Consider the following 24,714-nt stretch of genomic DNA (forward strand, 5'->3'; position numbering starts at 1 on the left):
GCGTTGCCGCGTCAGGAGAGTGACACCGAGCGGACTTGTCGGCCATCCCACCGATGGACGGCTCGGATTTAGGTTGTTCGTGCTTGACCGCCTGCTGCGCCGATTGCGCAGCTCGCGCGGTCAACGAGGGAGTTTAACGCCCACATGGGCCAGCTTACCCAGGATACCCGCCTCTGCGAGCTCAAGACCCCCCTTGGCAAGGACGTTCTGGTTTTTGCCCGGTTCGAGGCCGCCGAAGGTCTGAGTGAACTGTTCGAATATCGCATCGAGTGTCTCAGCGAGGAAGCCGATCTCGATTTCGATCGGGCCATCGGCAAGCAGTGCACCCTCACCATCAAATTGCACGAGAAGGAACGCGAGTTCAGCGGCATTCTCACGGAAGCCCAATGGCTGGGGGTGAAGAACGACTATTTCAGTTACCGGATCGTGCTGAGGCCCTGGTTGTGGCTGCTGTCGCGGACCACCGATTGCCGGATTTTTCAGGACAAGAAGGCGCCCGACATCATCAAGGAGGTCTTCAACGAGCGCGGCTTCACGGATTATGAGTCCAAGCTTACCGAAGAGGGCTCATGTCCAAAGCTCGAATACTGCGTTCAATATCGCGAGACCGATCTGGATTTCGTGTGCCGGTTGATGGAGCAGCACGGGATCTACTACTTCTTCAAGCATGAAGGCGGCAAGCACACGCTGGTGCTGGCCGATTCCAAGTCCTCGCACAGTCCAATCAACGGTCTCGCGAAGATCCCCTACATCCCGCTTACCGGCTCCGATCGTCGCGGCGAGCAGCATATTTATGAATGGGCTTCCGAGCGTCGGTTCCGCACCGGGAAGATCGAGCTCAACGATTACAACTACCAGAAGCCCAACGCACAGATGATCAGCGACGCCAAGGGCTCCGAGCACTACACACGATCCGAGATGGAGTTCTACGACTATCCCGGCAAGTTCAAGGAAAAATCCGACGGCGAGCGATACGCGAAGATCCAGCTCCAGGCCGAGCAGGCGATGGATCGGCGCCGCCGGGGCAACGGCGACGCCGTCAATCTGTTTCCGGGCGGACTAACCAAGCTCGAGAAGCACTCGAAAGACTCGCAGAACGTCGAATATCTCGTGGTACGGGCAGCTCACTCGTTTTCCATCGAATCCTATCGCACTGGCGGCCCCGGCGACGCCGGGCAGCACGTCTACTTCGGCAGCTACGAATTTCTGCCGAGCGATCGGCCGTTTCGATCTCCCATGACGACGCCGAAGCCGAGGATCAACGGCATTCAGACAGCCAAGGTGGTGACCAAGGACGACAATTCGAGCGAGGAAATCGACGTCGAGTCGCTGGGCGAAATCTATGTTCGCTTTTTCTGGGATCGAAAGAAGAAGCGCTCGTGCCGGTTGCGCGTGGCGCAAGTCTGGTCCGGCAAGCGCTGGGGCGGTCAGATCATCCCGCGCGTCGGGCAGGAGGTGGTGGTGGAATTCCTGGAGGGGGATCCCGACCGGCCCCTGGTGATAGGGACCGTATACAACGATGAATACAAGCTGCCGTACGACCTGCCGTCCAAGAAGACGATCGCGGGTCTGAAATCCGACTCGACCAAGGGAGGAGGCGGCTACAACGAATGGAACTTCGAGGACAAGAAGGGGTCCGAGAAGATCACCCTGCACGCCGAGAAGGACTACGACGTCACGGTCCGCGACACCGAGACCAGGACCATCGGTGAGGCGGCGTTCGGCGGCGATACCCGCAAGACCACGCTCAAGAACGGCAACGACAAGCTTGATATCCAATTGGGCGGTCAGCACGTCAAGCTGGCGATGGATCAGTCCGTCGATGCGGGCCTGAGCATCACCCTTTCGGCCAACGTCAATATCACCCTGCAGGTTGGTCCAAGCCAGATCATCCTGTCTCCAGCCGGCATCGTCATCAACGCCCCAACCATCACCATGACCGCGCAGGCCGCCATGGCGCTCGCCGCCGGCGGCCCATTGGTTGCCCACGGCACGCCAACCATTGTCGGCTGACAGCCATGAATCAGGTTCGGTTCAGCACAGTTCGCGATCTCTTCGAAGCCTATCCGCTGGCGCGCTACGACGTCGGCAAAGCCGCTCCGGACAAACTGTCGTTGGATTTCCTGCAGGAGGCGGCCGATGCGGGCAACTGGCACCAGGCTGTATCCTTCTGCGCGTATCTGCTCCCCAGGCGCGTGGCCGTCGCCTGGGGCTGTCGCTCGTTGCGGCAGATGTTCGACCATTTCGACGGAAATGAAGGCAGGTCGCTCAGTTTTGCCGAGACCTGGGTCCGGCAACCGGACGAGCAATCGCGCAACAAGGCTTTGGCGGTCGGCAACGCCAACGATCCCGAGCAGCCGGCGACCTGGCTGGCGCTGGCGGCGGGTTGGTCTGGCGGAAGCGTGGTTCCCGCGGAATTTGCACCGGTCGAAGCCAAGCCGGACCAGACAGCGCGAGCGGTTCGCGCAGCCCTTTTGATCGGCCTCTGCCGGCTTACCCGTGAGTCCAGGGACCGGATAATGACGGCCTGCCTGGAGGATGGTATTCAATTGGCACGCGGCGAACCGCGCCCTCCACGCTGACGAGACGATGTGATGGTGCTTCGCTTTAACATCGAGAACGAGCCGAACCTTCCAGACGGCGGCCCTGTGTCATTTACCGTCACCGGAAGGCGTTCGGTCGACATTGGCCGGGACCGCCATCTCGACTGGACATTGCCCGACCCGGCACGGATGATTTCGGGGAAGCATTGCGAGGTCCATTATCGCGACGGCGGCTACTGGCTGCACGACGTCTCGACCAACGGCACCTTTCTCAATGGTGCCGACCAGCGTATGCGGGGAGCGCATCGGCTGCGCAACGGCGATCGGCTCGTCATCGGCCACTATGTCATTGGCGTTTCGCTGGACCTGGATGAGCCTGCCGAGGACACTCCGAGCCATGGTGCGCAGCAGCAAGCTCTGCTCGCTCAGCAGCACGCCGATTACCACGAACTGTGGGCTCCCGGTCGCGACGTGCCGCCGCCAATCGACCCGCAGCAGTTGCGAAAACCGCGCGAGGCCGCGCGGCCCATCAATCCGGAATTCCTGGACTGGGCGGCGAGCGTTCCCGCGGCGGGTGTGGATCCTGTCCGGTATTCGCCGCAGATGCCTCAACGCGAGCCGCCGCTGCACGACGACATGAGCTGGGCAGCCGGTCCGGTCGCCACGCCAAAACCGCCAGTCGACGTGGTGCACGCGATGCCGACGCCGCGCCGACCGTCGGTGTGGGCCGACGACGACGCGGCTGCCCCGCCACCGCCGGTGCCCTCACCGACAGGGCATGTGGGAGCGCCGCGGCCGCAACTGGCCGAGCCGGCACCGGCCACGGCGGCGTCGATCGGCAATCCCGAGTTTGCGCGCCTGGTCGCACGTGCTGCCGGGCTGCCGGACGGTTTCTTTGCCGACAAGACCGAAGCTGAACTCGCGGAACAGCTCGGCGTCATCCTGCGCATGACGGTGGAAAACTTGATGGCCCTGCTGCAGGCGCGCACCCAGGCCAAGCAGCTGACGCGCAGCACCAGCCAAACCACCATCCAGGCCATCGAGAACAATCCGCTGAAATTCTCGCCGACCGCAGAAGACGCGATGCGTATCCTGTTCGGGCCGCCGACGCGCAGTTACCTCGATGCGCCGCATGCCTTCGCCCAGGGCTTCAAGGACCTCAAATCCCATCAATTGAAGACCTATGCTGCAATGCAGCATGCCGTCCGGGGACTAATCGCCAGCATCGATCCGACGCTGATGGCGCGCGAGCTCGAGCTTCAGCGCGGTGCACGGTCCTTGTTCGGCTCGAACAAGAGCAAGCTCTGGGATGAATTCTTGACGCGCTGGAACGCGCATCTCGGTCGCGACGAGAGCGCGCCGATCGATACCTTCATGCTGCATTTCTCCGAATATTACGACCGCGCAGACAAGTCGGGGTCAAAGTGAACTGTCGGTGACGATGCAGTCGCCGATCATTGCCAAGTGGATGTAGGAATGTCTTGGTACAGCAAAGTTTTCTGGTCGGAGGGTCTGTTCCTGCGGCCGCATCATTTGCAGCAGAACGATCGCTATCTCGAGCATCTGCTGGAAAAGCGCGTTCGTTACACGACACCGTACCCCTGGGGCTTTGCCCAGCTCGAGATCGATAGCGATCTTACCCAGCAGAGCAAATTCGCCGTGCGCAGTGCGACCGGCGTCATGCCGGACGGAACGCCGTTCGACATTCCTGCCGACAGCCCGATCCCGGAAGCCATCGAAGTGCCGGATTCGGCCGCAGGCCAGATCGTCTGGCTGATGATGCCGGTCGCGGCTCCCAATACGCGGGAGGTGGATGAGGATCGCACCGACAGCGCAAGTCGCTACGTTCGGACTGCCGAAACGTTTATCGATTCAACCTCGGCGCTGCGCATCGAAGAAGAGATCGACGTTGTCTATCCACGCCTGTCGTTCGAACTGCGCAAGACGAGCAAGCCGGGATACATGGGTCTCGGCATCGCTCGCATCCTCGAAGTGCGCGACAAGAATATCCTGTTCGACGACAAGTTTGTGCCGCCGATGCTGGTCTGCGCCGCGCATCCGGTTGTCGATGGCTGGCTCAATCGAATCATCGGCTGGGTCGAGACCAAGCTCGACGAGCTTGCGCGCTACGCAGTCGATCCGTCGTCCGGCGGCGGTTTGCAGAGCGTCGACTATCTGGTGCTGCAGGTACTGAACCGGACCATTCCGGTGCTGACTCATTTCAAACGGTCCGGCAGCGTGCATCCCGAGCGGCTGTACGAGGAATTGCTGAGGTTTGCCGGTGAGCTTGCGACCTTCGCGACCACCGAACGACGCGCACGGGACTACCCGGCATACGATCACGACAACCTCGAATACGTCTTCACGCCCCTGGTCCGCGACATCCAGGATTTCCTGAGCGCGCGGCTGGGCAGGCGGGCGATTCGTCTGGAGATCATCGAACGCGCCCAGAACGCATTTGTATCGCCGATCCGCGATCGCGCGTTGTTCCGAAATGCGACCTTGGTGCTGGAGGTCGCCGCGCGGCGGCCTCTCGTGGAGATTCAGAATGAATTCCCGCACCTGTTCAAGGTCGGGCCCAACACAAAAATGACCGAGATCGTGCACGCAAACCTGCCGGGTTTGACCCTGGTGCATCTGCCGACGCCGCCACCGCACATCCGAGCCATCACAGACCACGTCTATTTCTATCTCGATCGCAAGTCGCCGCTGTGGCCCGAGTTCAGCACCGCGGCCTCGATCGGGATGCATTTTTCCGGCGACTGGCCGGAGCTTGAGTTGTACCTTTGGGCCATCCTGGAAGAGCGGCCATGACCGACAGGGACAAGCCGGTTAATCCTTTCGGTCGGGGTGAGCGGACCATCATCCGTCCGAACCCCGGCGGGAAGATGCCGCCGGCTCCGGCCCCTCAACCTCCAGCAGGCGAGGGACCTGCCAGCCGTCCGGCGTACTCGCCATCGCCCATGGCTTCGCCGGGTGGCCCTTCGCCACCGCCCTCGTTTTCTCCCACACCGCAGGGCGCAAGCTACGCCGCCCCGCCGACCAGCCAGCCCTCGGAGGAATGGATTTCGACACCGGCGCAGGCTCAGGCGCCGCAACCGATGCTGCCGCCCGGACCGCCGTTGCGTGTCGACGATCTGGTTGCGCCAAACGCCAATCCGGTGATGCGCGCCGGCGGCCCTTTGCTGCAGTTGCTCGGCCGGCTGCGCGTCGCGCTGATGCGGGCGTCATTCGCGAGCCTGATGGAGCAGGTCGCCGACGCCATCAAGTTCTTCGAAAAGGATATCCGCTCGGCGGGCATTTCCGAGCACCAGGCCAATACGGCAAAGTATATCCTGTGCGCGACCGCCGACGATATTGTGCAGCACATTCCGACCGACGACCGGCACGTCTGGGCCCAATACTCGATGCTCAGCCGGTTCTTCGGCGAGCGCGTGGGCGGCGTACGCTTCTTCGAGATTCTCGACCATTTGAAGACTGATCCGCTCGTCAACTATCCGGTGCTCGAGCTTCAGCACGCCTGCCTTGCGCTCGGATTCCAGGGAATCCACCGGACGTCGCCGGGCGGACTTGCGAACCTCCAGGTGATCCAGCGCAACCTCTATGAAACGCTGCGCCGGGTTCGGCCCAAGCCGACCAACGATCTGTCGCCGCACTGGCGCGGACAGGCCTTGGCCGGTCGGCGGAAGCACTTGCGCATTCCGGCTTGGCTGGTGGCGGCGGTGGTCGCTGCGCTGTTAACCGGATCCTATTTCGTTCTGCGAACGTTGCTGGCTGGCCGTGCGGAGAATGCTGCGCAAGTCGCGCTGGCACTGCATCCCGGCGATCCGATCGAGCTCAAGCGCCGCGTCGTTGCGCCGCCGCCACCACCGCCTCCGCCGCCACCGCCGGACCGCATCACCCAGCTGCAGCGCATTCGCAACGCGCTTGCACAGGAGAAGACGGCGTGCGCCATGACCGCGGATCAGACGGCGAGCTTCATCGTGATCAGGGTGTGCGATCTCGCACTGTTTGCCTCGGGCCAGGCAACCATCCTGGATGGTTTCAAGCCGATCGCGGCCCGCGTCGCGGCGACGCTCGACAACGAGCCGGGGCGAATCCGGGTGGTTGGCCATACCGACAACTCGCCGATCCGCACCGTGCGTTTCCCCTCGAATTTCGAATTGTCGGTCGAGCGCGCCAAGGCGGTTGCCGCCGCGCTGAAGCCCGGCTTGGCCGATGGTTCGCGCGTCGATGTCGACGGCAAGGGATCGGATTCACCAATTGCCAGCAATTCGACACCCGAGGGGCGTGCCAAAAACCGTCGGGTCGAAATCTTCATCGAACGTAGCGAATAGGCGGACGCCAGAAGCTCACGCGATAAGCGACAGGTACCGGTCAATATGCTCGCCAAGGACATTCTACGCATCGTTCTCTATGGAGTCGGGCTCAGCTCGCTTGGGGCGGTGATCTACCTTGCCGGTCCCTTCGTTGCTTTCGGCGACTGGCATCCGTTGGAAAATCACATCGTTCGCCAGATCGCGATCCTGCTGCTCGGCGCGGCGGCGGCAGGCATCACCGGCCTTCATTTCTTCAAGCGACGCAAGAATGCCAAAGAGATCGCCGACGGCGTCAGCGCTGCGGACCAGGCTGTCAGCGACGAGCCGGTGCTCAAGGAGCGCATGAAGGATGCGCTCGCAACGCTCAAGACCGCGAGCGGCAACAAGTCCGGATATCTCTACGATCTACCCTGGTACGTCATTATCGGTCCGCCAGGTGCGGGAAAGACCACTGCGCTGGTCAATTCGGGGCTCAAGTTTCCGCTCGCGCGCGGGGCGACGCCGGCGGCGATCGCCGGCGTCGGCGGGACTCGCTACTGCGATTGGTGGTTTACCGAGGAAGCGGTGCTGATCGATACCGCCGGTCGCTACACGACCCAGGATTCGAACAGCAAAGCCGACAAGGAAAGCTGGCTGTCGTTCCTGGACATCCTGAAAAAAAATCGGTCGCGCCAGCCGATCAACGGCGTTCTCGTCGCGATCAGTCTGGAGGACGTGCTGACGCTGCCGAAGCAGGAACTCGCGCTTCATGCCGATGCCATCAGGATGCGGCTCCTCGAACTGCATCAAAGGCTGAAAGTGAGCTTCCCGGTCTACGCGCTGTTCACCAAGGCCGATCTCGTTGCCGGTTTCACCGAATATTTCGCCTATCTCGGCGAGGCCGGCCGGCGCCAGGTCTGGGGGGCCACGTTCCAGACCGCCGACAAGACCCAGAATCTGGTGGGGCAGGTCCCGGTCGAGTTCGATCGCCTGCTGGAGCGTCTGAGCGAGGAAACGCTCGACCGTCTGCAGGACGAGCCGACGCCGCAGCACCGGGTGCAGTTGTTCGGCTTCCCGGCGCAGATGGCGCGGCTCAAGCCGCAGATACACGATTTCCTCAACCAGATTTTTGAGCCGACGCGGTATCACGTGAATGCCAATCTGCGTGGGTTCTATTTCACATCGGGCACCCAGCAGGGTACGCCGATCGATCAATTGATCGGATCGTTGGCGCGTACGTTCGGCGCGGAGGAAGTCGGTGCCGGATCGTACTCCGGAACCGGCAAGAGCTTTTTCCTTGCCGATTTGATTTCGAAGGTCATCATCGGCGAGGCCGACTGGGTCTCGACCGACCGCGCTGCGGTGCGCCGCGCCTTGATCCTCAAGACCGCGGCGCTGTCGCTGATAGGTTTGGTGGCGATCGGACTGGTCGGTGCGTGGCTGACCAGCTACAAGCGCAACTCCGATCTGATCGAGCAGAGCTTGCAGGCGGACAACGAGTATGCCGCCGCCGGGGCGCCGCTCATCAAGCAAACGCTGATCGCCGATCATGATCTCGACAAGGTGCTGCCGCTGCTCTATCGGCTGCGGAACGCCCCGGCCGGCTATGCCTCACGGAATGAGCCGGTCGCACTGTCGGCGCGCTACGGGCTCAGTCAGCACGCGCGCCTGTTGTCGCCCGCGAAGGCAGCCTATCACACCGCGCTTGAGCGCATGTTCAGGCCTCGCTTGCTGTACCGTTTGGAAGAGCAGCTCAATGCGCGCATCAACGAGCCTGCCTTCGTCTATGAGGCGCTGAAGGTCTACCTGATGCTCGGCGGCCTGCAATCCCCGGACCGCGAGCTCATCCGTTCCTGGATGCAGCGCGACTGGGCGGACAACCTCTATCCTGGCGCGACCAATGCGGAAGGGCGGCGTCTGCTCGACGAAAATCTCGTCGCCATGTTCGACCTCGAAACCGAGCAGCCGCCGCTGGTCGAGCTTGACGGACGGCTGATCAAGCAGGCCCAGAATTCATTGGCGCGCCTCAGCGTCTCGCAACGCGCCTACGAGTTCCTGAAGTCGGAGGCTCGAGGATCGACCGCCGGCGACTGGATCGCCAGCCGCCGAGGCGGTCCGGACGTGGCAGTTGTCTTCGAAACCACGACTGGGCAGCCCCTGGACAATGTGCGGGTGCCCGAGTTCTTCACCTACAACGGCTTCAATCAGAAGTTCATCGCTCGACTGCCCGGATTGTCGGAGCGCATGAAGCGGGAGCGGTGGGTGTTGGGTGACGCCGGCCAGCAATCGGCAATCGACCAGCAGTATGACAATCTGGCCGGCGATCTGCTCAGCATCTACTCCAATGAGTTCGTGACGACGTGGCGGACCGCGCTCGGCAGTCTGCGTCTGAAGAAATTGCTCGCCGACAAGCCGAAATACGAGGTGCTGAGGGCGCTTTCGGCGCCGACTTCGCCGATGCGGCAAATCCTGGAGTCGGTGCGCGACGAGACGATGCTGACCAAGGAACGCCCGAAGCCGGCGAGCGGCGGCACGCCGGCCGCGCCGCCCGTGGTGACCGCGCCGGCGCTGTTCAACAACGCCCAGGATGGTACGCCCGGTGCGGCGATCGAGTCGCAATTCAAACCCTACCATGCAGTGCTTGAAGGGGAGAGCACCCGCCGGCCGATCGACTCGACGATCGCAAACCTGAACGACATCGCGCAGAATCTGACGCTGATGGTCGAGAATCCGCAGCTGACGGCGCAAGCAACGGCGGGGCTTCAGACCCAGGTTGCGGCGCTGCGCAACAATGCCTCGCGTATGCCGCCACCATTTTCCGATATGCTGCGGGCGGCGGCCGCGGAGTTCGAAGGCAGCATCGCCGCCTCCACGGCCGGTCAGATCCTGCAGTCGTTGCGCGATCAGGTCACGCCGGTCTGTCAGCAGACGGTGACCAACCGCTACCCGTTCGTACGGAGCAGCGGTCAGGAAGTCCCGCTCGCGGACTTTGCCAAACTGTTCAGCCCGAACGGTGTCATGGACAAGTTCTTCACTCAGTTCCTGGCGCCTTATGCGGATACGTCGCGATCCGAATGGGTCTGGCGGAAGGAGAGCCCCGTCGGCCGATCGTTCTCGCCCGATACGCTAAAGCAGTTCCAGAACGCAGCCTATATCCGCGATGCCTTTTTCCAGACTGGCGGCGGTGTGCCGGCGGTGTCCTTTGCGATCCGGCCGCCGGCTGCGGCAGGACCCGGCATCACAGTAAAGACCGAGATCGGCGGCACGACGATCACGAGCGCAACCACACCAGGACCAGCCGCAACCCCCTCCATGTTTGGCGCGCCGCAACCCGCTCCTCCTCCGCCGCCGCCGCAGAGCAATTCACCGACGACGGTGCTCTGGCCCGGCCCATCGCCGCGGACGGCAATTTCGGTCAGCAACGAGACCGGCTCGCCATCCGTGCTTGAGCGCATCGGCCCCTGGTCATTGTTCCGAATGCTGGAGGCTGGCTCGCTGGTCGCCAAGGCGGAATCCGCCAGCGCAACGTTCATTGTTGCCGGACGCGAGCTCAACTATCAGATTTCGACCGGATCGTTGCGCAATCCGCTAAACCTGTCAGTGCTCCGCGAGTTTCGTTGCCCGACCGGAATATGACCATGCGATGCGGCTTATTCGGCAAGATCGGCGCGAAGCGTGATTTCATCGCGATCGCGACGCCGCGCAGCTTCCTCGAAGTCTGGGAGCCGTGGGTGCAGGCAGCCATCTCCGCGAGCCGCCATCAACTCGGCGCCGGCTGGCAGGAAGCATTCCTGACCGCGCCGATTTGGCGATTCTGGCTTGGCGCCGCGATCTGCGGCACCACCGTCGCAGGAGCGATCATGCCCTCGCTTGACGGCGTGGGGCGATACTATCCGTTGACGCTGCATGCGGTGCCGGATGGCGACGCCGCGCTGTCGCCGCCACACATCGATCCGCAGGACGAATGGTTTGTGCAAGTGGAGACGTTCCTGCTCTCGACCCTGGACCGGGCTGCGACGTTCGAGCAGATCTCCGATGCACTGGATCGTCTCGCGCTTCCGCGTCTGCGGACGCCGGGGACCGATCGACCGCCGGTCGTGTCGCTGAGCGATGCGACGCTGGGAATGGTTTCGACGGTCGACGGGTTTGCCGAGTCGTTCGGCACGCTCTGCGGCGCCAACCCTCAAGTCTATGCCGCGGCTAGTTTCTGGTGGACCGCCGGGGGCGAAGGGTTTTCGCCGGTCGCACTCTGTTGCCGCGGATTGCCGGATCCGTTTCGCTATTCCACATTGCTGACCGGCGACGTTGGCCGCGAAGTATCCGGGACGGGATGACGCGCGATGGCACACGTCCCCTCCTTGTTCGATGTCGGTAGCGTCACTCACGCCGGACGGGTGCGGGCGCGGAACGAGGATGCGTGCCTGGTAAGGACCGACGTCGGCCTGTGGGCCGTCGCTGACGGCATGGGCGGTCACGAGGCGGGCGATCTTGCCAGCCGCATCGTGGTGGAGTCGCTTGATTCCATCGGCGCGCCGGACTCCGCGGCGGACCTGTTGGCGCAATGCGAGGCGCGTCTGTTCAGCGCCAACCAGCAGATCCTGGCACTCAGCCATGAAAGGCAGGGTGCCATTGTCGGGACCACAACGGCAGTCCTGCTCGTACGCGACGGCCATTATGCCTGCATCTGGGCGGGTGACAGCCGGGTGTACCTGATCAACCGCCACGGCATCACACAGGTGTCGCACGATCACAGCGAGCTGGAGGAGCTGATCGCCGATGGCGCGCTATCGCGCGAAGAGGTCCAGGACTGGCCGAGCAATGCCATCACCCGGGCTGTCGGTGTCGTCGCCGACCCTGAGCTCGAGGTGGTGACCGGTAGGGCCGAACCGGAAGACATCTTCGTGATTTGCAGTGACGGCTTGACCCGGCACGTGCGGGACGACGAGATCGAGCAGCACGCGGCCACCCGCCTTGCCCAGGCCGCCTGCGACGACATGCTCGCGCTCGCACTTGATCGCGGCGGGCTCGACAACGTCACGATCGTGATCGTGCGATTGCTCGCGCCGCGATCCTCAGAGCCTACGAGGACGCCGCTTGATCGGGAGCCGCGACCATGACCGCGAACGATCCGTTTCGGTCATCCTACCGCGGTGTGCCGGCCGGCACCCGGCTCAACGGCATTTACGAGATCGAGGCGATGATCGGGGCAGGCGGCATGGGTGAGGTCTACCGATGCCGCGAGATCCAGACCGGATCGCCCGTCGCGGTCAAGATGCTGCTGCCCGACATGGTCGACAACGAGGCGGCGCTTGCGCTGTTCCGCCGGGAGGCGGCCGCGCTTCACAATCTTCCGCACGAAGCAATCGTTCGCTACTTCCTGTTCACGGTCGAACCCGCACTGCAGCGCCCGTATCTGGCGATGGAGTTTGTGAACGGACGCTCGCTGTCGAACATGCTCGACGACGGGCCGCTGACCTTCGAAGCGCTGATCAAGTTGATGCGGCGGGTCGCATCGGGCCTTCAGGCCGCTCACGAGCACGGCATTATCCATCGCGATGTCTCCCCCGATAACATCATCGTGCCGCTCGACGATGTAAGGCGGGCGAAGATTATCGACTTCGGGATCGCCCGGTCGACGCAGATGGGTGACAAGACCATCATCGGCTCCGGCTTCGCCGGCAAGGACAATTACGCGTCGCCGGAACAGGTCGGCTTGTACGGCAACGATGTCACCGCGAAATCCGACGTCTACAGCTTTGGTCTCGTGCTGTTCCATGCCCTGACCGGACAGAAGCTCGATATGGGCGGGAGCCAGTTTCAGCTGGTCGAGAAGCGTCGGCGCGTGCCCGATCTCGGCGCAGTGGACATGCGCATCAGGCCGCTTCTCGAGAGGATGCTGCAGCCGGACCCGGCGTTGCGCCCGACCATGGCGGAAGTCGCCAACTGGACGCCGGCGGGTTCGGCGCAGCCGTCCGCCGCGCCGCTCTACGGCTTCGATCCATTGGGGAAGCCGGAAGCCGGGACGTCTGCGCAGCAGGAGCGGGTGCCATCAACCACGCGGAACTCTCGCCGCATCTGGCTCAGCGCTTGCGTCGCGGGGCTGCTGCTTCTGCTGGGCGGCGGTGGGTACACCTTCTATAAATTTGTCTGGAAGACATCGGGCTTGGCGGCCTTGCCGCCACCTCCGAAACTCGCCGGGACATCCGCGCCGACGAGCGAGCCTGCTCCGCCACCGCCGGCACGTCAGGAGCCGGTGAAGCTGCCGTCTCAGCCGACGTTGACGCCATCTCCGTCCCCCGACGGGCCGGGTCGAGCCGAGCGCATCCGCAAATATGTTGCCCAGTATGCGGGCGGCGACTGCTTCTTCATCCTGCCTGTTGCCGTGAGCTCAAGCGCAGCCGTCATTGAAGGCTTCGGCGCCTCGACCGCCCCGTTCGATACCTTCGACAAGGCGTTTCGAAAGGAGCAGGGATTTGAGGCTTCGGTCGGCGTCAGGCAGGTGAACCAGGCGCAATGTCCGGCCGTCAAATTCCTCAGTCAGGTCGGAAGCGATCAAGCGCGGGCGCCGCGCATCAACCTGTCGGCGACGGAGCTGAAGGCCGGCGAGACCCTCAATGGGACCGTCGAGAATTTTGCCAACCGGGTGGTGGAACTGCTCATGGTCTCGGATCGCGGCGAGGTGCGGAGTTTGTCCTACCTCCTGAAGCCGGGCGTCGATTCGCTTTCCTTTGCCCTGCCGATGGAGCGTACGACCGGTCCGCAACTCCTGTTGGCCGTCGCAGCCCCGCGGGTTCTGGATTCATTGCGCCAGCCGCGACCGATGGCTGCCGACACATTCTTCCTGCAGGCAACCAGCGAAGCTCAACGCGGCAACGTGACCATCACCGCGGCTGGACGCTATGTGATGCTCACCAATTGAGCTGCCGTTCAGAACTTGCCGATCATCAGGATCTTCAGGTCGGCATCCGGCTTGAAGTCGCTCGCCGTGAACTGCCGCGAATTGTCGGCAGATGCCGGCTTGAGTCGCCCTGGACAAAAACTGACCAGACGGTCGTCGCCGCCCGGATCGATCGTCAACGTGAAGGACCGGATTGGACCCGCCCAGTTCGCACCCGTCTTGAGCACGTAGGAAATGCGCCGCTCCTGCAGTTTTGCGGTATTGGCCTGGCTGTCGCCTGTGCGCTTGTCCAATTCGGCAAGGAACGCATCCGTAATGCAATAGTCTCTCCGGTATCGCTCGACCTCCGGGCCTAGCGCCGCGCTGCGACGTAGGCCCGCGCGCAGGACCGTGTCAGGGCTGGAGCCGACGCTCGGGCGATATTGATGTTCGACCGTGACGGTATGCGCTGCTGGGAACACTTGCTCGCGAACAGCCGACGTCCTGGTTATCCAGCCGGGCGTGTATTGCTGGCGACCGTTGTCGCTCATGCCGGCAGGCATCAGAAGGCCATCATCGATCAGCTTCGTGCGGGTTGTCGCCGGCAGGTCGGCCACCCGTATCTCCCGATCACCGAGCGGCAGCAAAGGCAGCTTGAACTGACGGAGGAGGGCGGTGACATCCTTGTTGCCGACCATGGCGCGCTGGTCGATGGCCAGCGGCACCGGGTTGCCGTCGATCCTCGTCTCGAACTCGACGAAGTTGACCGGATCGCTCGATGGAAGCGCAATGCTCTCGGCTTCGGACAGGTCGATGTCCGGCAGCGGAAAGGCGACAGTGAGCGCAACCGGCTTGCTCGTCTGGTTGACGAATTGGTAGCGAACGCTGACCCGGTCCAGCCCGATACGAAGCTCTTCGCTCGCCATGGCCACGTCCTTGGTGCGGACGAATTGCAGCCCGCCGATGGACAATTCGGCTGCCGAATCGTTCGCCCGCGCAGGCCAGCCGGTTGCGGCCAACAGGACGATCATCAAGGCTCGCGACCTCAACGGCAGCCCGCTTAACGCTCCATTTGCCATGCCGGCCTCCATGCGGCGCCGCAGCGTCTGCCCGTGCGGGTCAATCGATCGCCTGATAAAGGTCGCCCCATTCCGGCTTCCAGACGCCATCGGGGTCGCAAACCACGATCGCGAGCTTCATGTCATTGGCGAGACGGATTGCGCCGCGAAAGGCATCCTGGGCGGGCATATGGGCGCTGACCTGGTCGCTGCTCAGGCGACCTCCGCTTGCGGCGGCCGGCAACACGATTGACCCGGAGGCGCCGGCATTGTCGCATCTCAAAACCAGCGTAATCGCGTCGGGCTGGATTTCGCTGACTTGCTCAAATCTGTTTCTGGCCATGATTTTGCACTGCAGGCTGAAGGAGTTCGGACTATCACCGTCCAGTGAAAGAGTTGAACGGGATCGGGGTTGCTCGCCACCAATTGACACTGCACTCGCGCAGTCTTGGATTAGGCAGTCTTGGATTAGTCGGACTGACGCCGCATTCGGTTCGGTTACATTGAGGCGGATATGCTTCGTCGATCTAGCTGGATCTGGCTCTCTATCGTTGGCACTGCCATAGCGGCCACCGGGGCACGGGCCGACGATGCGGTCGTGCGAAGCTTTGCCGGCGGTTCGGCTGCATCCATGGTGGGGATCGTCGCGGCCAGCCAGGACGTCGAACTCGCGGGCCCGCAAGCGCTCAGCGCTGACGGACAGGGAAATCTGTTTGTGCTCGATCAAATCAATGGCCGCATTCTGCAGTTCGACCCCAAGCAACCGAACACTGCTCCCGACATCCTGAAGATGCCTGGCGACGTCCAGCCCACCGACCTCGTCGTCCATAACGACGACATCATGGTTTGGGACGGCGGTGTGCGAATGCTGAAGGCGGCACCAGGACAGTCCACACGCGGGCTGGGCGGCGACGAGATCCAACTGGAGGAAGTCTCATCCCGCGGAACCGACGACCAGGTCGCCATTTCGGCCTTCGCACAGATGGGCTCGCAGGCGCTGAGCAGCCCGACCGACTTGCTGGATCAGAATACGCGCGCGGCCATCGTGAGGACGACGCGACAGCCCGATCGGCAATATATCGCCTCGCGCAGCAAGGGATCGGTGATCGCCGATATCATTCCCGACAAGGGCAATGCCGGCGTTCGGGTCGAAATCCAGACCATGGTCTCCAACGAGACCATCGGTCAGCTCGGCCTGCGCGTCCGCAACCAGCTCGGCACCGTGGAGTTTCTCGAGATCGACAACAGCGACCGCTTCTACGTGCTGGCCGAGGACATTCCGCCGTCGGGCAAGAATGCCTCCACCTTCGTCGCACGCTATGCCGCGAACGGACGCCTTGAGGGTATCTACGAGCTGCCGCTGGAGAACACGCCCGTGACCCGGCGGTTCGTCACCGTCTCGGGCGACGGCGACGTCTATTTTCTGCGTACCAAGCCGGATGGCGTCGAGGTGGTTGGTGTCGGCTTCCGCCCCCTGGGGAAGGTATCCGTCATTGACGTCAGGCCGTCGCGCACGGCGGCCGCGCCGGCGGCGGCGCGGCCGGATATCAAGTTCAATGCGACCGCCGCCGTGCGGCCGTCCAATCGTCAGCAGGCGATCGAGACGGCCTTCGCCTTTGAGGGCATCCAGTGGAAGCTGACACCGGCGAACTACGGCAGCGACCCCGACAGCCAATGCTCCGGTTTCAGCCGTATTCGCCGGCCGTGGTATCTGCAGGGCAAGGTAAACCAGGAAGTGCGGGGTGTGCCCTATTGCTGGGGCTGCCACGGTTCGCTCGCGAATTTCCGGCAGCGGATCGACGGCGGGACCCTGGCGGGCAATGTCTGCACCCGTAACGAGCCACGGCCGGATGTGGCGGGTGTCGACTGTTCGGCGTTCGTCAGTGCCACGTGGGGACTTTCCGTCCATTACACGACCGCTGCCATTCCCGCGATCGCCGCGCCGGTGACCAACCCCTGGGACCTCAAGCCTGGTGACGCCCTGAACAAACCGGGTTCCCACGTGATGTTGTTCCTGCGGTTCACCCCGGATCGCAAGGCCGAGGTCATGGAATCCTCGACGGGTGGCTGCAACGGTCGGGTCTGCCGCAACGTCTACCCGCTCGCGAGCCTGCTTGCGCGCGGTTACGTTCCGGTCCGCTTTCGGGCGTTCGCAGACGATCAGACGACCGTTTCCGCGAACGCCTATCAGGAGACCGAGGCGCCGACAGGCCGCAAGACGGCGAACAAACGGCGCTGAACCTGAGGTCTTGCCAAGGCTACAGATGAACATGGATCACCGCCTGCGCGCTGGTTTCGGGAGGTCCGGACGGCATTCCTGCCGCTCTGCCTTGCCGGTGCGGTTCCAGGGCGGACCTGCTTGATATCGAGGTGGATCGCGATGCGAACGCTCAGGGGCTTTGATCGAAGGACCGGTTGGCTGTGTGCCGCCATCCTGCTCGCCGCGTTGATCGGCCTGCAACTCCAGCGCGCGCATGCGGCGGGTGAACTGTCGATAAGCAATCCCGACGGTGCGGCGCTCCGGGCGCTCGTCATCGGGATCGACGACTACCAGCATGTACGCAAATTGAAGGGCGCGGTCGCCGACGCCAATGACATCGTGTCGAGCCTGAGGACCATGGGCGTCAGCGACGTGGTCGAGCTGACCAACGCACAGGCCGACCGGGCAAGCGTGCTGCGCGAGATCAGCTCACTGGTGGAGCGGACCAAGAGCAACGATCTCGTCTTCCTGTCGATCGCAGGCCACGGCACGCAGGAGCCGGAGCGGATCAAGGGCTCCGAACCGGACGGAATGGAGAACGTGTTCCTGCTGCCTGAATTCGCGACCACGCCCGCCGGGTCGGTCGAGCGCATTCTGGGAAGCGAATTCAACCATTTCATCCGGCAGTTCGAATTGCGCGGCGCAAGGGTGATTTTCGTCGCGGATACCTGCCATGGCGGCGGAATGGTGCGCGATATCGATCCGCGGGCGGCTGAGATGAGTTTTCGGCAGGTGCCCCGCTACACGCTGCTGGTCGATGAATTGAAGCCGGTGTCGAGCAGCGACGACCCGAAGTCCGAACTCGATCTCGACCACACCGCGTTCATCGCCGCGGTCGATCGGCACACCAAGGCGCCGGAAGTGCGGATTCCGGGGATCGATGGCCTGCGCGGCGCCCTGAGTTATGCCGTTGCGCGCGCCGTGGAGGGCAACGCGGACATCAATCATGATGGCAAGGTGACCCTGAAAGAGCTTTTCAGCAATGTTCGGCAGGTGGTCTATCAACTGTCCGACCAGCGCCAGAATATCGTGACGGTATCGTCGCCGGCACAGATGCCGGAAACCGAGGTCGCGTTCGAACTGACCCGCGGCGTGGTGCTGATCCAGGGGACGGCGGCGAGAGCTGCCTCCGGCCAGGTCGCTACCGTCGCGTCCGCCGAGAAGCAGACCCCTGCGCCGCCGGCCGTTACGGCCAAGTCGCAAACCGCTCCAACCAGTGCCGCTGCGACCGCCCCGGCTGCGCCCAGTGCCGCACTGCCACCCTTCCGCCTCACCACGCCGATCCGCTTGGCAGCGCTTGACGGCAAGATGGGCTATTTCACCAGCGTCAAGCCGCAGGACGCCAGCGTGCAGGCCGTTCAACCGACTGATAATCCCGACCTGATCTGGGACCCCGTATCCCATGATGTGATCGCCTGGGGCGACGTGGTCGCCTATGGCGTCGACGTTGGCGGTTTGACGACAGTGGTCAACCGAACCGCGGCAATTCGGGAGCTGAAGCGCATGGCGACGCAGTCGCCGCAGCTGATGCGTATTTGGCCGGATGACCGACAGCAGCGCAGCGGACAGACCGTCGAGGTCGAATTGTCCGACGTCGGTTCGCGGGCGGTGCTGCTATTCAACGTGTCCGGTGATGGAACCATCCAGATGCTGTATCCGGTGGGTTCCGATGCCGCGATGGCTCGGTCAGCAAATCTGCGGCTGCCTCTTCGGGTAGGCGAGCCGTTTGGCGCCGAGCAGATCGTCGCGGTAACCTCGCAGCAGCGGATGGTTGATCTGGAGACGGTCTTGATGCAGCTCAACCGGCGCCGTGCCTCGGGGCAGGTGATCAAGAGTCTGGAGCGCTACCTGCCGGCGGACGCGCGGATCGCGTCAATCGGCTTTTTCAGCGTTCCCTGACGAAGCTGTGACAGCCGGTCATGTCGCCAGCGAAACTGGTTTCCCGCAAGCAATCCTGGTTCGCGATCGTGCTGCTGCTGGCAGGAGGCGGGGCCGCGTGGGCGACGCCGCCGCCATCGGCCGCTCCATCGGCAGGTGCGACGAATGCTCCGTTGCTCTGGCGCGTACAGGCCCCGCGCGGCCCGGCAAATGCCGCCGGCGTGGCGCTTGAAATCCTGCCGGGTCCAACCGTCAACATTGGCGGCAAGGTGTCATTCGGCGTAACCGCCAGGAAGCCGGGCTATCTGATGCTGGTGGATGTTGATGCGGACGGGCGGATGTCCCAGATCTTCCCGACTGCCGAGCTATTGGCGCAGTCGGTCGGACCCGACATGAATCTTGTCAAGCCTGGCGTCCAATTCATCGTTCCGACCCCGGCGGCACAGCAACGTGGATTTGAATATGTCGTCGCGCCGCCGGCCGGGTCCGCCGTCATCGTTGCGATCCTGAGCGAGCGACGCGTGCAATTGCTCGATCTGCCGGACATTCAGCGCAAGCTTCAGGGGCCGGCCGACACGTTGAGCTATCTGTCGGATTGGACCAGTCAGCTGCGGATACCGGACAGCGGCGGCGGAAGACTGTTGCCGAACAATTGGTCGTTCGACATCAAATCATACTCCATCAAGTAGGTAAGCGATCGCGTTGCTCCGGCTACTCGGGCGGTTGAGGAGGCCGTCGCGCGCGATCATGTGGTGAATATCCTTGTGGCGGAGGCTGCTGTTCGGCTTCTTGCATGCAGGGCCCTGCGGTTTGGCTCCGTTGCCCCCGGGCATGACCGATTGCGGAGGAGACGGCGGCCCGATCTCGAGCGCGCCGCCGTGGCCGTCCTAGTTGCAGACCTCAACATTGCCGGTACCGCCGCCGGGACCTCCGCCGCCACGGTAATCGAGATGACATCCGCGACGGACCGGGCGGCATAGATAAGCATCACACACGATCTGGCCGCTGCCACCCGAGGGTCTCGCAGTCGCCTGTCGTCGGGGAGTGTCGGCTTGCGGCTCGGGCCTCTCGCGGACCGGACGATCGGCGCGCGACGGGCGCTCATCCGTGTTGCGCTTCGCCACCGGCTTTTTCCCGCGCCGCTTCTCGCATTCGTTGTCCTCGTTCAGGAACGAGCCTTCGGCGCAGGTGATCTTGCGGCACTGGTCGCCGTCGGCTTTGTAGCCGTGTTCGCAGATCAGCGGGCAAACCCGGGCCGGCTTCAGCTTGATCGCATCGAGCGCATCGAGGCTTGCAAGCTTGGCGTCAAATTTGGTTCCGGCGTGCCGGTTGAACAGGGTCAGGGAGCGACGCGAGGCCGCGTTCCACTCACCGTCGATGGAGCCTGTGAAACAGCCAACCCGGCTCAACTCGCTCTGCACCGATTTGGCAAGATCCTCCAGCGGCGGCGCCGTGTTCAAGACGGCCACTTTCGCGCCCTCGCTATTCTGGGAAGGGGCTGCGGGTGCAGAATTGTCCGTCTTGGCGCTGTCGGGCACAGGTCCGTTCGCGGAAAGCATGGCGACCGTTGAGGTTTGGGATGCGGTCCGCTTCCGTTCAGCCTCGGCAGCTTGGTCCTGCGCCGCCTGCTTTGTTCTTTCTGCCGCGATACGGGCATCCTCCGCGGCCTTGAATTCTGCGGCCGCCTTTTCCTGCTCCGCTCGCTGGGCACCTTCGGACGCAAGCCGAGCCTTCTGCTGCTCTGCTTCCTGCGCTTTCCGGGTGGCGGTAACGCGCGCGTCCTCCGCGTCGATCTGATTGAGCTGAAGCTTGGCCAGATTTGAGTAATAGCCGTCGGGGTGCTGGGCGAGGAACGCGCTCATAGCGGCCTTGTTACCCAGTTGCAGGGCCAATTCGTAGTCGCGACGAATCTCCGACGAGGCGTTAGCCGGCGGCGGCGCCGGCTCTTCTGCCTTTGGCACGAGGGCAACGTCCTCACCGCCCAGTGAGCCGTAAACATATGGCTCCTGTCGGTTGCCGGTCGCTTGCAAGACATCATCGCGGACGAAGCCGAAAGCCCTGCGCAGGTCCAGTCCAGGCTTTGCGATATATTTCACCAGCGCTGTCGCGTAGGGACTGTTCGTGCTGTTGCCGTCGAGCGCGGTCAGTCCGGCCTTCGCCGCAAACGCGATCAGCGTATTGGATACGGCGGGTTCTACCCGAGCGAGCCCACGGCTGATCGCGCGCGAAGCGACGGTTCGTTTCATGGTGTCGGCGAATGGATTGTTGCGGCAGGCATCAACGATCACGACGCGGAGCTGCTTGGCGGGCTCGATGGCCAGCAGGACGCGATCGAGCGAGAAAGCCTCGTCATAGATATCAGTGTCGCGTTCAAGCCTTGCATCCGTCGGAATCAGATAATTCGTCCCGTCGATCTCGATTCCGTGACCTGCATAGTAGACGATGGCGATGTCCGCATCGCGGGCTTGATCGGCGAAATCCCTCAGTGCCCGCCGCATGTCGCTCGAGGTCAGGTTCAGCCGAGACTCCACCAAATCGAACCCGGCGCCCTTCAAGGTCGCGGCGATAGCGGTGGCATCATTGGCAGGATTCGGAAGTAGTGGCGCATTTTGATAGTTCGAATTGCCGACCACCAAAGCCACTCGCTTCGTTGCCCAGGCTGGCTGAGACGCCAGGAGAACCGAAGCAGCAAGAACAACAAGAACTCGGAGGAGCGTGTAGCGCATGGCGAACGTCCAAAAATCGGCTCGAAACAACGGCAGCTTTATCGAAGGTGGCCGCGCGCAAACTCCACTGCGTCAAGCGTTACGGGCGCCGGCATACCTCCGTAGAGAACAAACTTGAGTCCAATCCATTCCTGATGTTGTCGTTCGGGGCAGCGAGATTGTTCAAGGATACACCGAAGCGTGTAGGGCCGGTGGTGCACGGCCGAACAAATGTCAATCGACCTGTAAGATATTGAAATAGCTGCTTTTTATCTTTGGCGTCGGAATGGCTGGCAGCGCCGGCATCCGCCTGGGCTTCGCCAAGCGAAGTTCCATCTCTCGATAGTGATCTCGGAATTGAACTCGCATGCTCAAGCGATTCTCGTGCCAGATCGTCAGCGTGTGACGGCCGCGTTGTTAGTCTCGGTGGCGTCGACAAGGTTCAGCCCGTTCGTCTCGGCCGTTTGTCGCAGCCTCGGGCCTCTTCCATAGGAGCGCGAACTGCGTCTATCTGGAAGCAACGCCGATCCGTTCGAGCTGAGACGTGCGAGTCCCGAAGAATCGAAATCTGCGTCCTCGGGATCCGGACGTCGACGTGTGGACGCCCACCGCAGGTGTCGTCGAAATCTCTGGAGACGCACATGTCTATTCCGCTGAAAATCTACATTACGCCATTTGCCGAGAAAGGTGTCGCCGAGCCGCAAAAATGGACTGGCGAGACCGCCAAAAAGGCACTGGATGTAGTCAATAAGATCTGGGCGAGGGCCAAGATCGCGTTCGTGATCAATGATTACGTGGAAGATAAGCCGCTCGATATGGCGAAGAGCGCGCGCAACAATGATCAGCGCGTGCTGGATGTTCTCAGTTTCCGGCATGCTCCCGACAATGCGGTCCACATCTATCTCGTCAATCCGATAGTCAATCTCTCGGCTGGTGGCGGCTCGTATCTTCATAGCGATCCCGAGCCGGCAAGCTTTGTCCAATGGTATGGCAATGACTTTGCCAACGGACGCGCGTGGGCCCATGAACTTGGGCATTTGATGAGTCTCGACCACGTCGACGTAGATTACGCCGATGAGAAGCAGGCCGCCCTGCGCAGCAACTTGATGACGAAGGGATTGAGCGTGGGAAGCGATTTGACCGGTCAGCAGATAAGCACGGCCAAAGGTTCAAAACTGGTGAAGCGATTTGGCGGCTGACCGCGGAACCTCCTCGCTGCCGCCTTCCATGAAACCAATTGCAGTCGGCCCGATCGCTCGTTCGCCCGCCAACCGCCGGAGAGACGCCATGCCCAAGGTCGACCTTGCAAACGTCCCGGAGCGCAAGGGGACCGGCTATCCGGCGGAGTTCGCCGCGCCGTGCGCCGAGCGGGTGCGACAGCGTCTAGGTGATGCCGGCGGGCTCGCCGACTTCGGCGTCAACCTGATGCGGCTGCCGCCCGGCAACTGGTCGAGCCAGCGCCACTGGCATTCGGATGAGGACGAGTTCGTCTATGTGCTCGCAGGCGAAGTGGTACTGGTGGAAGACGGCGGCGAGATGGTGCTGCGGGCCGGCGATTGCGCGGCGTTTCCGAAGAACTCCGGCAACGGGCATCATCTGATCAACAGGTCGCAGATGACGGCGACCTATCTCGAGGTCGGCTCGCGCTCGCGCGCCGACGTTATCACCTGCTCCGACATCGACATGATGAGCCCGAGCTCCGACGGCCGCTTCCTGCACAAGGACGGCACGCCGTACGAATAGCCCCACCTGTCGCGCCGCGCACGAAATCGGGCGTTGCGGATTGGCCGGCGAAGGACCAATGTTCCGGCGAGGAGCTTTGGTCGCGTCCATGGCGGAATGGTATTTCATCTGGGTCGACGGTCCGCGCGGACCCGAGCCGCAGAAATGGTCGTCGGATGCGCTGTGGGGCCAGCTGGCGCGTCAGGACGTGATCGTGCGTTTTCCCCTGAGCGATCGCGAGGCCGAATTGTCGCTCGACCAGCTCGCAAGGCTGCACCCGGTGCCGCAGTGAGCTGCGCCGCAGTTCTTTCCGTCGACGTTCGATCCGCCGGGGTGAACGTCAGACCGAAAGATCGAAGCCGGGCGTCGCGATTTCGGTCAGGAACGCGGCGACGAACATCTTGCCCAGCACATGCTTGGCCGCCGGCGTGCCGGCCTTGAGCCGGCCGGCGCGTGTGGCCTCTGAGAGCTCGGCAAGCGTCGGTGCCGCAAGGCTCGTATCGGGTACGGTGCGCGGCGCCGTCGCCGATGCGCTGAGCAGCACGCCGGCGTAGTAGAGCCGGGTGAGCGCGCGGACATGTGCGAGCCGTGCGCGCCGCGCCTCGTCGAGCCGGCGGCCGAGCCAGGCACGATGCAAAATGCTTTCCAGCTCCGGCGTCCGCGCCAAGCTGTCGCCGACAATCGCGAGGTCGACCAGCGGATCGGTGCGATAGGCGGATTCCCAGTCGATCATCCAGAGCCTGTTGCCGTCGAACAGGATGTTGGCGGGGAGCGAGTCGTTGTGGCTCGACACCGAGTTGACCTCATCCCAGGCATAGGCCGCGCGGATGCGCGCGAGATGCGCGTTGCAACGGTCAAGCACGCCGGGCGCGAACAGGCCGGTGCGGCCGACATGGGCCCAGAGCCGGGCCACGATGTCGGGGTAGCGCACGAAAGCGGGAAAGGTCGGCGTCGCCTGCAGGCGCGCCAGCAATTCGCCGAGCGCCTTCGCCAGCGCCGGCAGGCCGCCGGGATAGCGGCCGAGCGGCTGCCGCTGCACAAAATCCATCACCGCGACGCGCGAGGCCTCGTCGACATAATGGAGTCGCGGCGCGATGCCGGCCTCGGCGGCGATCCTGAGCGACACATACTGAAACGGATTGCGCAGCGGGCTCGGCATTCCTTCGATTCGGAGCAAATAATTCTCGCCGCCTGCATCGATCCGGAACAATTGCGCCGACGTTGCGCCGCCCGAGACCGATGTGACGGCCTCGATCGCTGCGGTGCCGATCACCTGACGCAGTGCGGCATGTGCTGCGTCGCGCTGTGCCGGCGGAAGTTTATCGAGAGCACTCATGCGCAGGAAGTTAGCATGGCCGCTATGCGTGCCCAAA

Annotated in this window: 19 protein-coding genes; 15 read left to right on the forward strand and 4 right to left on the reverse strand. The window is 63.1% G+C overall.

What is annotated here, in order from left to right:
- Positions 1 to 144 precede the first annotated feature (144 nt).
- The 9 genes from J2R76_RS03550 to J2R76_RS03590 all read left to right on the forward strand — a co-directional run bounded on the left by J2R76_RS03550 (position 145) and on the right by J2R76_RS03590 (position 13,760).
- The gene (locus tag J2R76_RS03550; RefSeq protein WP_076831482.1) at positions 145 to 2,013 is read left to right on the forward strand and encodes a type VI secretion system Vgr family protein; all 1,869 of its coding nucleotides are present in this window, start codon (positions 145 to 147) and stop codon (positions 2,011 to 2,013) included.
- Between the two features lie 5 nt (positions 2,014 to 2,018).
- A complete protein-coding gene (locus J2R76_RS03555; protein WP_076831479.1) occupies positions 2,019 to 2,582 on the forward strand; it encodes a DUF6931 family protein in 564 nt (187 codons plus the stop codon).
- Between the two features lie 12 nt (positions 2,583 to 2,594).
- On the forward strand, positions 2,595 to 3,971 hold the full coding sequence (tagH, locus tag J2R76_RS03560; RefSeq protein ID WP_076831477.1) for a type VI secretion system-associated FHA domain protein TagH: 1,377 nt from the start codon (positions 2,595 to 2,597) through the stop codon (positions 3,969 to 3,971).
- A 48-nt stretch (positions 3,972 to 4,019) separates the two neighbouring features.
- Complete coding sequence (gene tssK / locus J2R76_RS03565) at positions 4,020 to 5,357, forward strand: type VI secretion system baseplate subunit TssK (protein WP_076831474.1); 1,338 nt, start codon at positions 4,020 to 4,022, stop codon at positions 5,355 to 5,357.
- A gap of 287 nt (positions 5,358 to 5,644) precedes the next feature.
- On the forward strand, positions 5,645 to 6,880 hold the full coding sequence (gene tssL / locus J2R76_RS03570; protein WP_256520333.1) for a type VI secretion system protein TssL, long form: 1,236 nt from the start codon (positions 5,645 to 5,647) through the stop codon (positions 6,878 to 6,880).
- A 45-nt stretch (positions 6,881 to 6,925) separates the two neighbouring features.
- Positions 6,926 to 10,477 (forward strand): type VI secretion system membrane subunit TssM, encoded by a 3,552-nt coding sequence (gene tssM, locus J2R76_RS03575; RefSeq protein ID WP_076831469.1) that lies wholly within the window; start codon positions 6,926 to 6,928, stop codon positions 10,475 to 10,477.
- Entirely contained in the window at positions 10,474 to 11,175 is a 702-nt protein-coding gene (gene tagF, locus J2R76_RS03580) for a type VI secretion system-associated protein TagF (RefSeq protein WP_057019588.1), read from the forward strand. Before tssM ends, tagF begins: the two co-directional genes overlap by 4 nt.
- A gap of 6 nt (positions 11,176 to 11,181) precedes the next feature.
- Entirely contained in the window at positions 11,182 to 11,958 is a 777-nt protein-coding gene (locus tag J2R76_RS03585; RefSeq protein WP_057019587.1) for a PP2C family serine/threonine-protein phosphatase, read from the forward strand.
- Positions 11,955 to 13,760: a serine/threonine-protein kinase gene (locus J2R76_RS03590; protein WP_076831466.1), complete on the forward strand. Its 1,806-nt coding sequence runs from the start codon at positions 11,955 to 11,957 to the stop codon at positions 13,758 to 13,760. The genes J2R76_RS03585 and J2R76_RS03590 overlap by 4 nt, the downstream gene beginning before the upstream one ends.
- Positions 13,761 to 13,768: 8 nt before the next feature.
- Here J2R76_RS03590 and J2R76_RS03595 read toward each other — a convergent pair whose 3' ends face one another.
- Both J2R76_RS03595 and J2R76_RS03600 read right to left on the reverse strand, forming a co-directional pair.
- Positions 13,769 to 14,749, reverse strand: a complete 981-nt coding sequence (locus J2R76_RS03595; protein WP_076831720.1) for a DUF4424 domain-containing protein — start codon at positions 14,747 to 14,749, stop codon at positions 13,769 to 13,771.
- An 88-nt stretch (positions 14,750 to 14,837) separates the two neighbouring features.
- Positions 14,838 to 15,209, reverse strand: coding sequence for a hypothetical protein (locus tag J2R76_RS03600; protein WP_244558919.1), 372 nt, complete (start codon positions 15,207 to 15,209; stop codon positions 14,838 to 14,840).
- Between the two features lie 81 nt (positions 15,210 to 15,290).
- Between J2R76_RS03600 and J2R76_RS03605 the strand changes: the two genes are divergently transcribed.
- The 3 genes from J2R76_RS03605 (at position 15,291) to J2R76_RS03615 (ending at position 19,603) form a co-directional block, all read left to right on the forward strand.
- Complete coding sequence (locus tag J2R76_RS03605; RefSeq protein WP_076831460.1) at positions 15,291 to 17,015, forward strand: hypothetical protein; 1,725 nt, start codon at positions 15,291 to 15,293, stop codon at positions 17,013 to 17,015.
- Positions 17,016 to 17,156: 141 nt separating this feature from the next.
- Positions 17,157 to 18,935 (forward strand): caspase family protein, encoded by a 1,779-nt coding sequence (locus J2R76_RS03610; RefSeq protein WP_076831457.1) that lies wholly within the window; start codon positions 17,157 to 17,159, stop codon positions 18,933 to 18,935.
- 68 nt (positions 18,936 to 19,003) lie between these two features.
- Entirely contained in the window at positions 19,004 to 19,603 is a 600-nt protein-coding gene (locus tag J2R76_RS03615; RefSeq protein ID WP_229189324.1) for a DUF4384 domain-containing protein, read from the forward strand.
- A gap of 198 nt (positions 19,604 to 19,801) precedes the next feature.
- Here the strand turns inward: J2R76_RS03615 and J2R76_RS03620 are convergent, their stop codons facing one another.
- Positions 19,802 to 21,640, reverse strand: a complete 1,839-nt coding sequence (locus J2R76_RS03620; RefSeq protein WP_076831451.1) for a caspase family protein — start codon at positions 21,638 to 21,640, stop codon at positions 19,802 to 19,804.
- A 620-nt stretch (positions 21,641 to 22,260) separates the two neighbouring features.
- On the opposite strand from J2R76_RS03620, the gene J2R76_RS03625 reads away from it, so the two are divergent.
- The 3 genes from J2R76_RS03625 to J2R76_RS03635 all read left to right on the forward strand — a co-directional run bounded on the left by J2R76_RS03625 (position 22,261) and on the right by J2R76_RS03635 (position 23,633).
- Positions 22,261 to 22,818: a hypothetical protein gene (locus J2R76_RS03625; RefSeq protein ID WP_076831449.1), complete on the forward strand. Its 558-nt coding sequence runs from the start codon at positions 22,261 to 22,263 to the stop codon at positions 22,816 to 22,818.
- 88 nt (positions 22,819 to 22,906) lie between these two features.
- On the forward strand, positions 22,907 to 23,362 hold the full coding sequence (locus tag J2R76_RS03630) for a cupin domain-containing protein (RefSeq protein ID WP_076831446.1): 456 nt from the start codon (positions 22,907 to 22,909) through the stop codon (positions 23,360 to 23,362).
- 88 nt (positions 23,363 to 23,450) lie between these two features.
- Positions 23,451 to 23,633, forward strand: a complete 183-nt coding sequence (locus tag J2R76_RS03635; protein WP_168857061.1) for a hypothetical protein — start codon at positions 23,451 to 23,453, stop codon at positions 23,631 to 23,633.
- A 48-nt stretch (positions 23,634 to 23,681) separates the two neighbouring features.
- Here the strand turns inward: J2R76_RS03635 and J2R76_RS03640 are convergent, their stop codons facing one another.
- The gene (locus tag J2R76_RS03640) at positions 23,682 to 24,677 is read right to left on the reverse strand and encodes a phosphotransferase (RefSeq protein WP_076831444.1); all 996 of its coding nucleotides are present in this window, start codon (positions 24,675 to 24,677) and stop codon (positions 23,682 to 23,684) included.
- Between the last annotated feature and the right edge of the window lie 37 nt (positions 24,678 to 24,714).

Origin of the sequence: Bradyrhizobium sp. USDA 4532 (genome assembly GCF_024171315.1) — a bacterium.
Lineage (GTDB): Bacteria > Pseudomonadota > Alphaproteobacteria > Rhizobiales > Xanthobacteraceae > Bradyrhizobium > Bradyrhizobium australafricanum.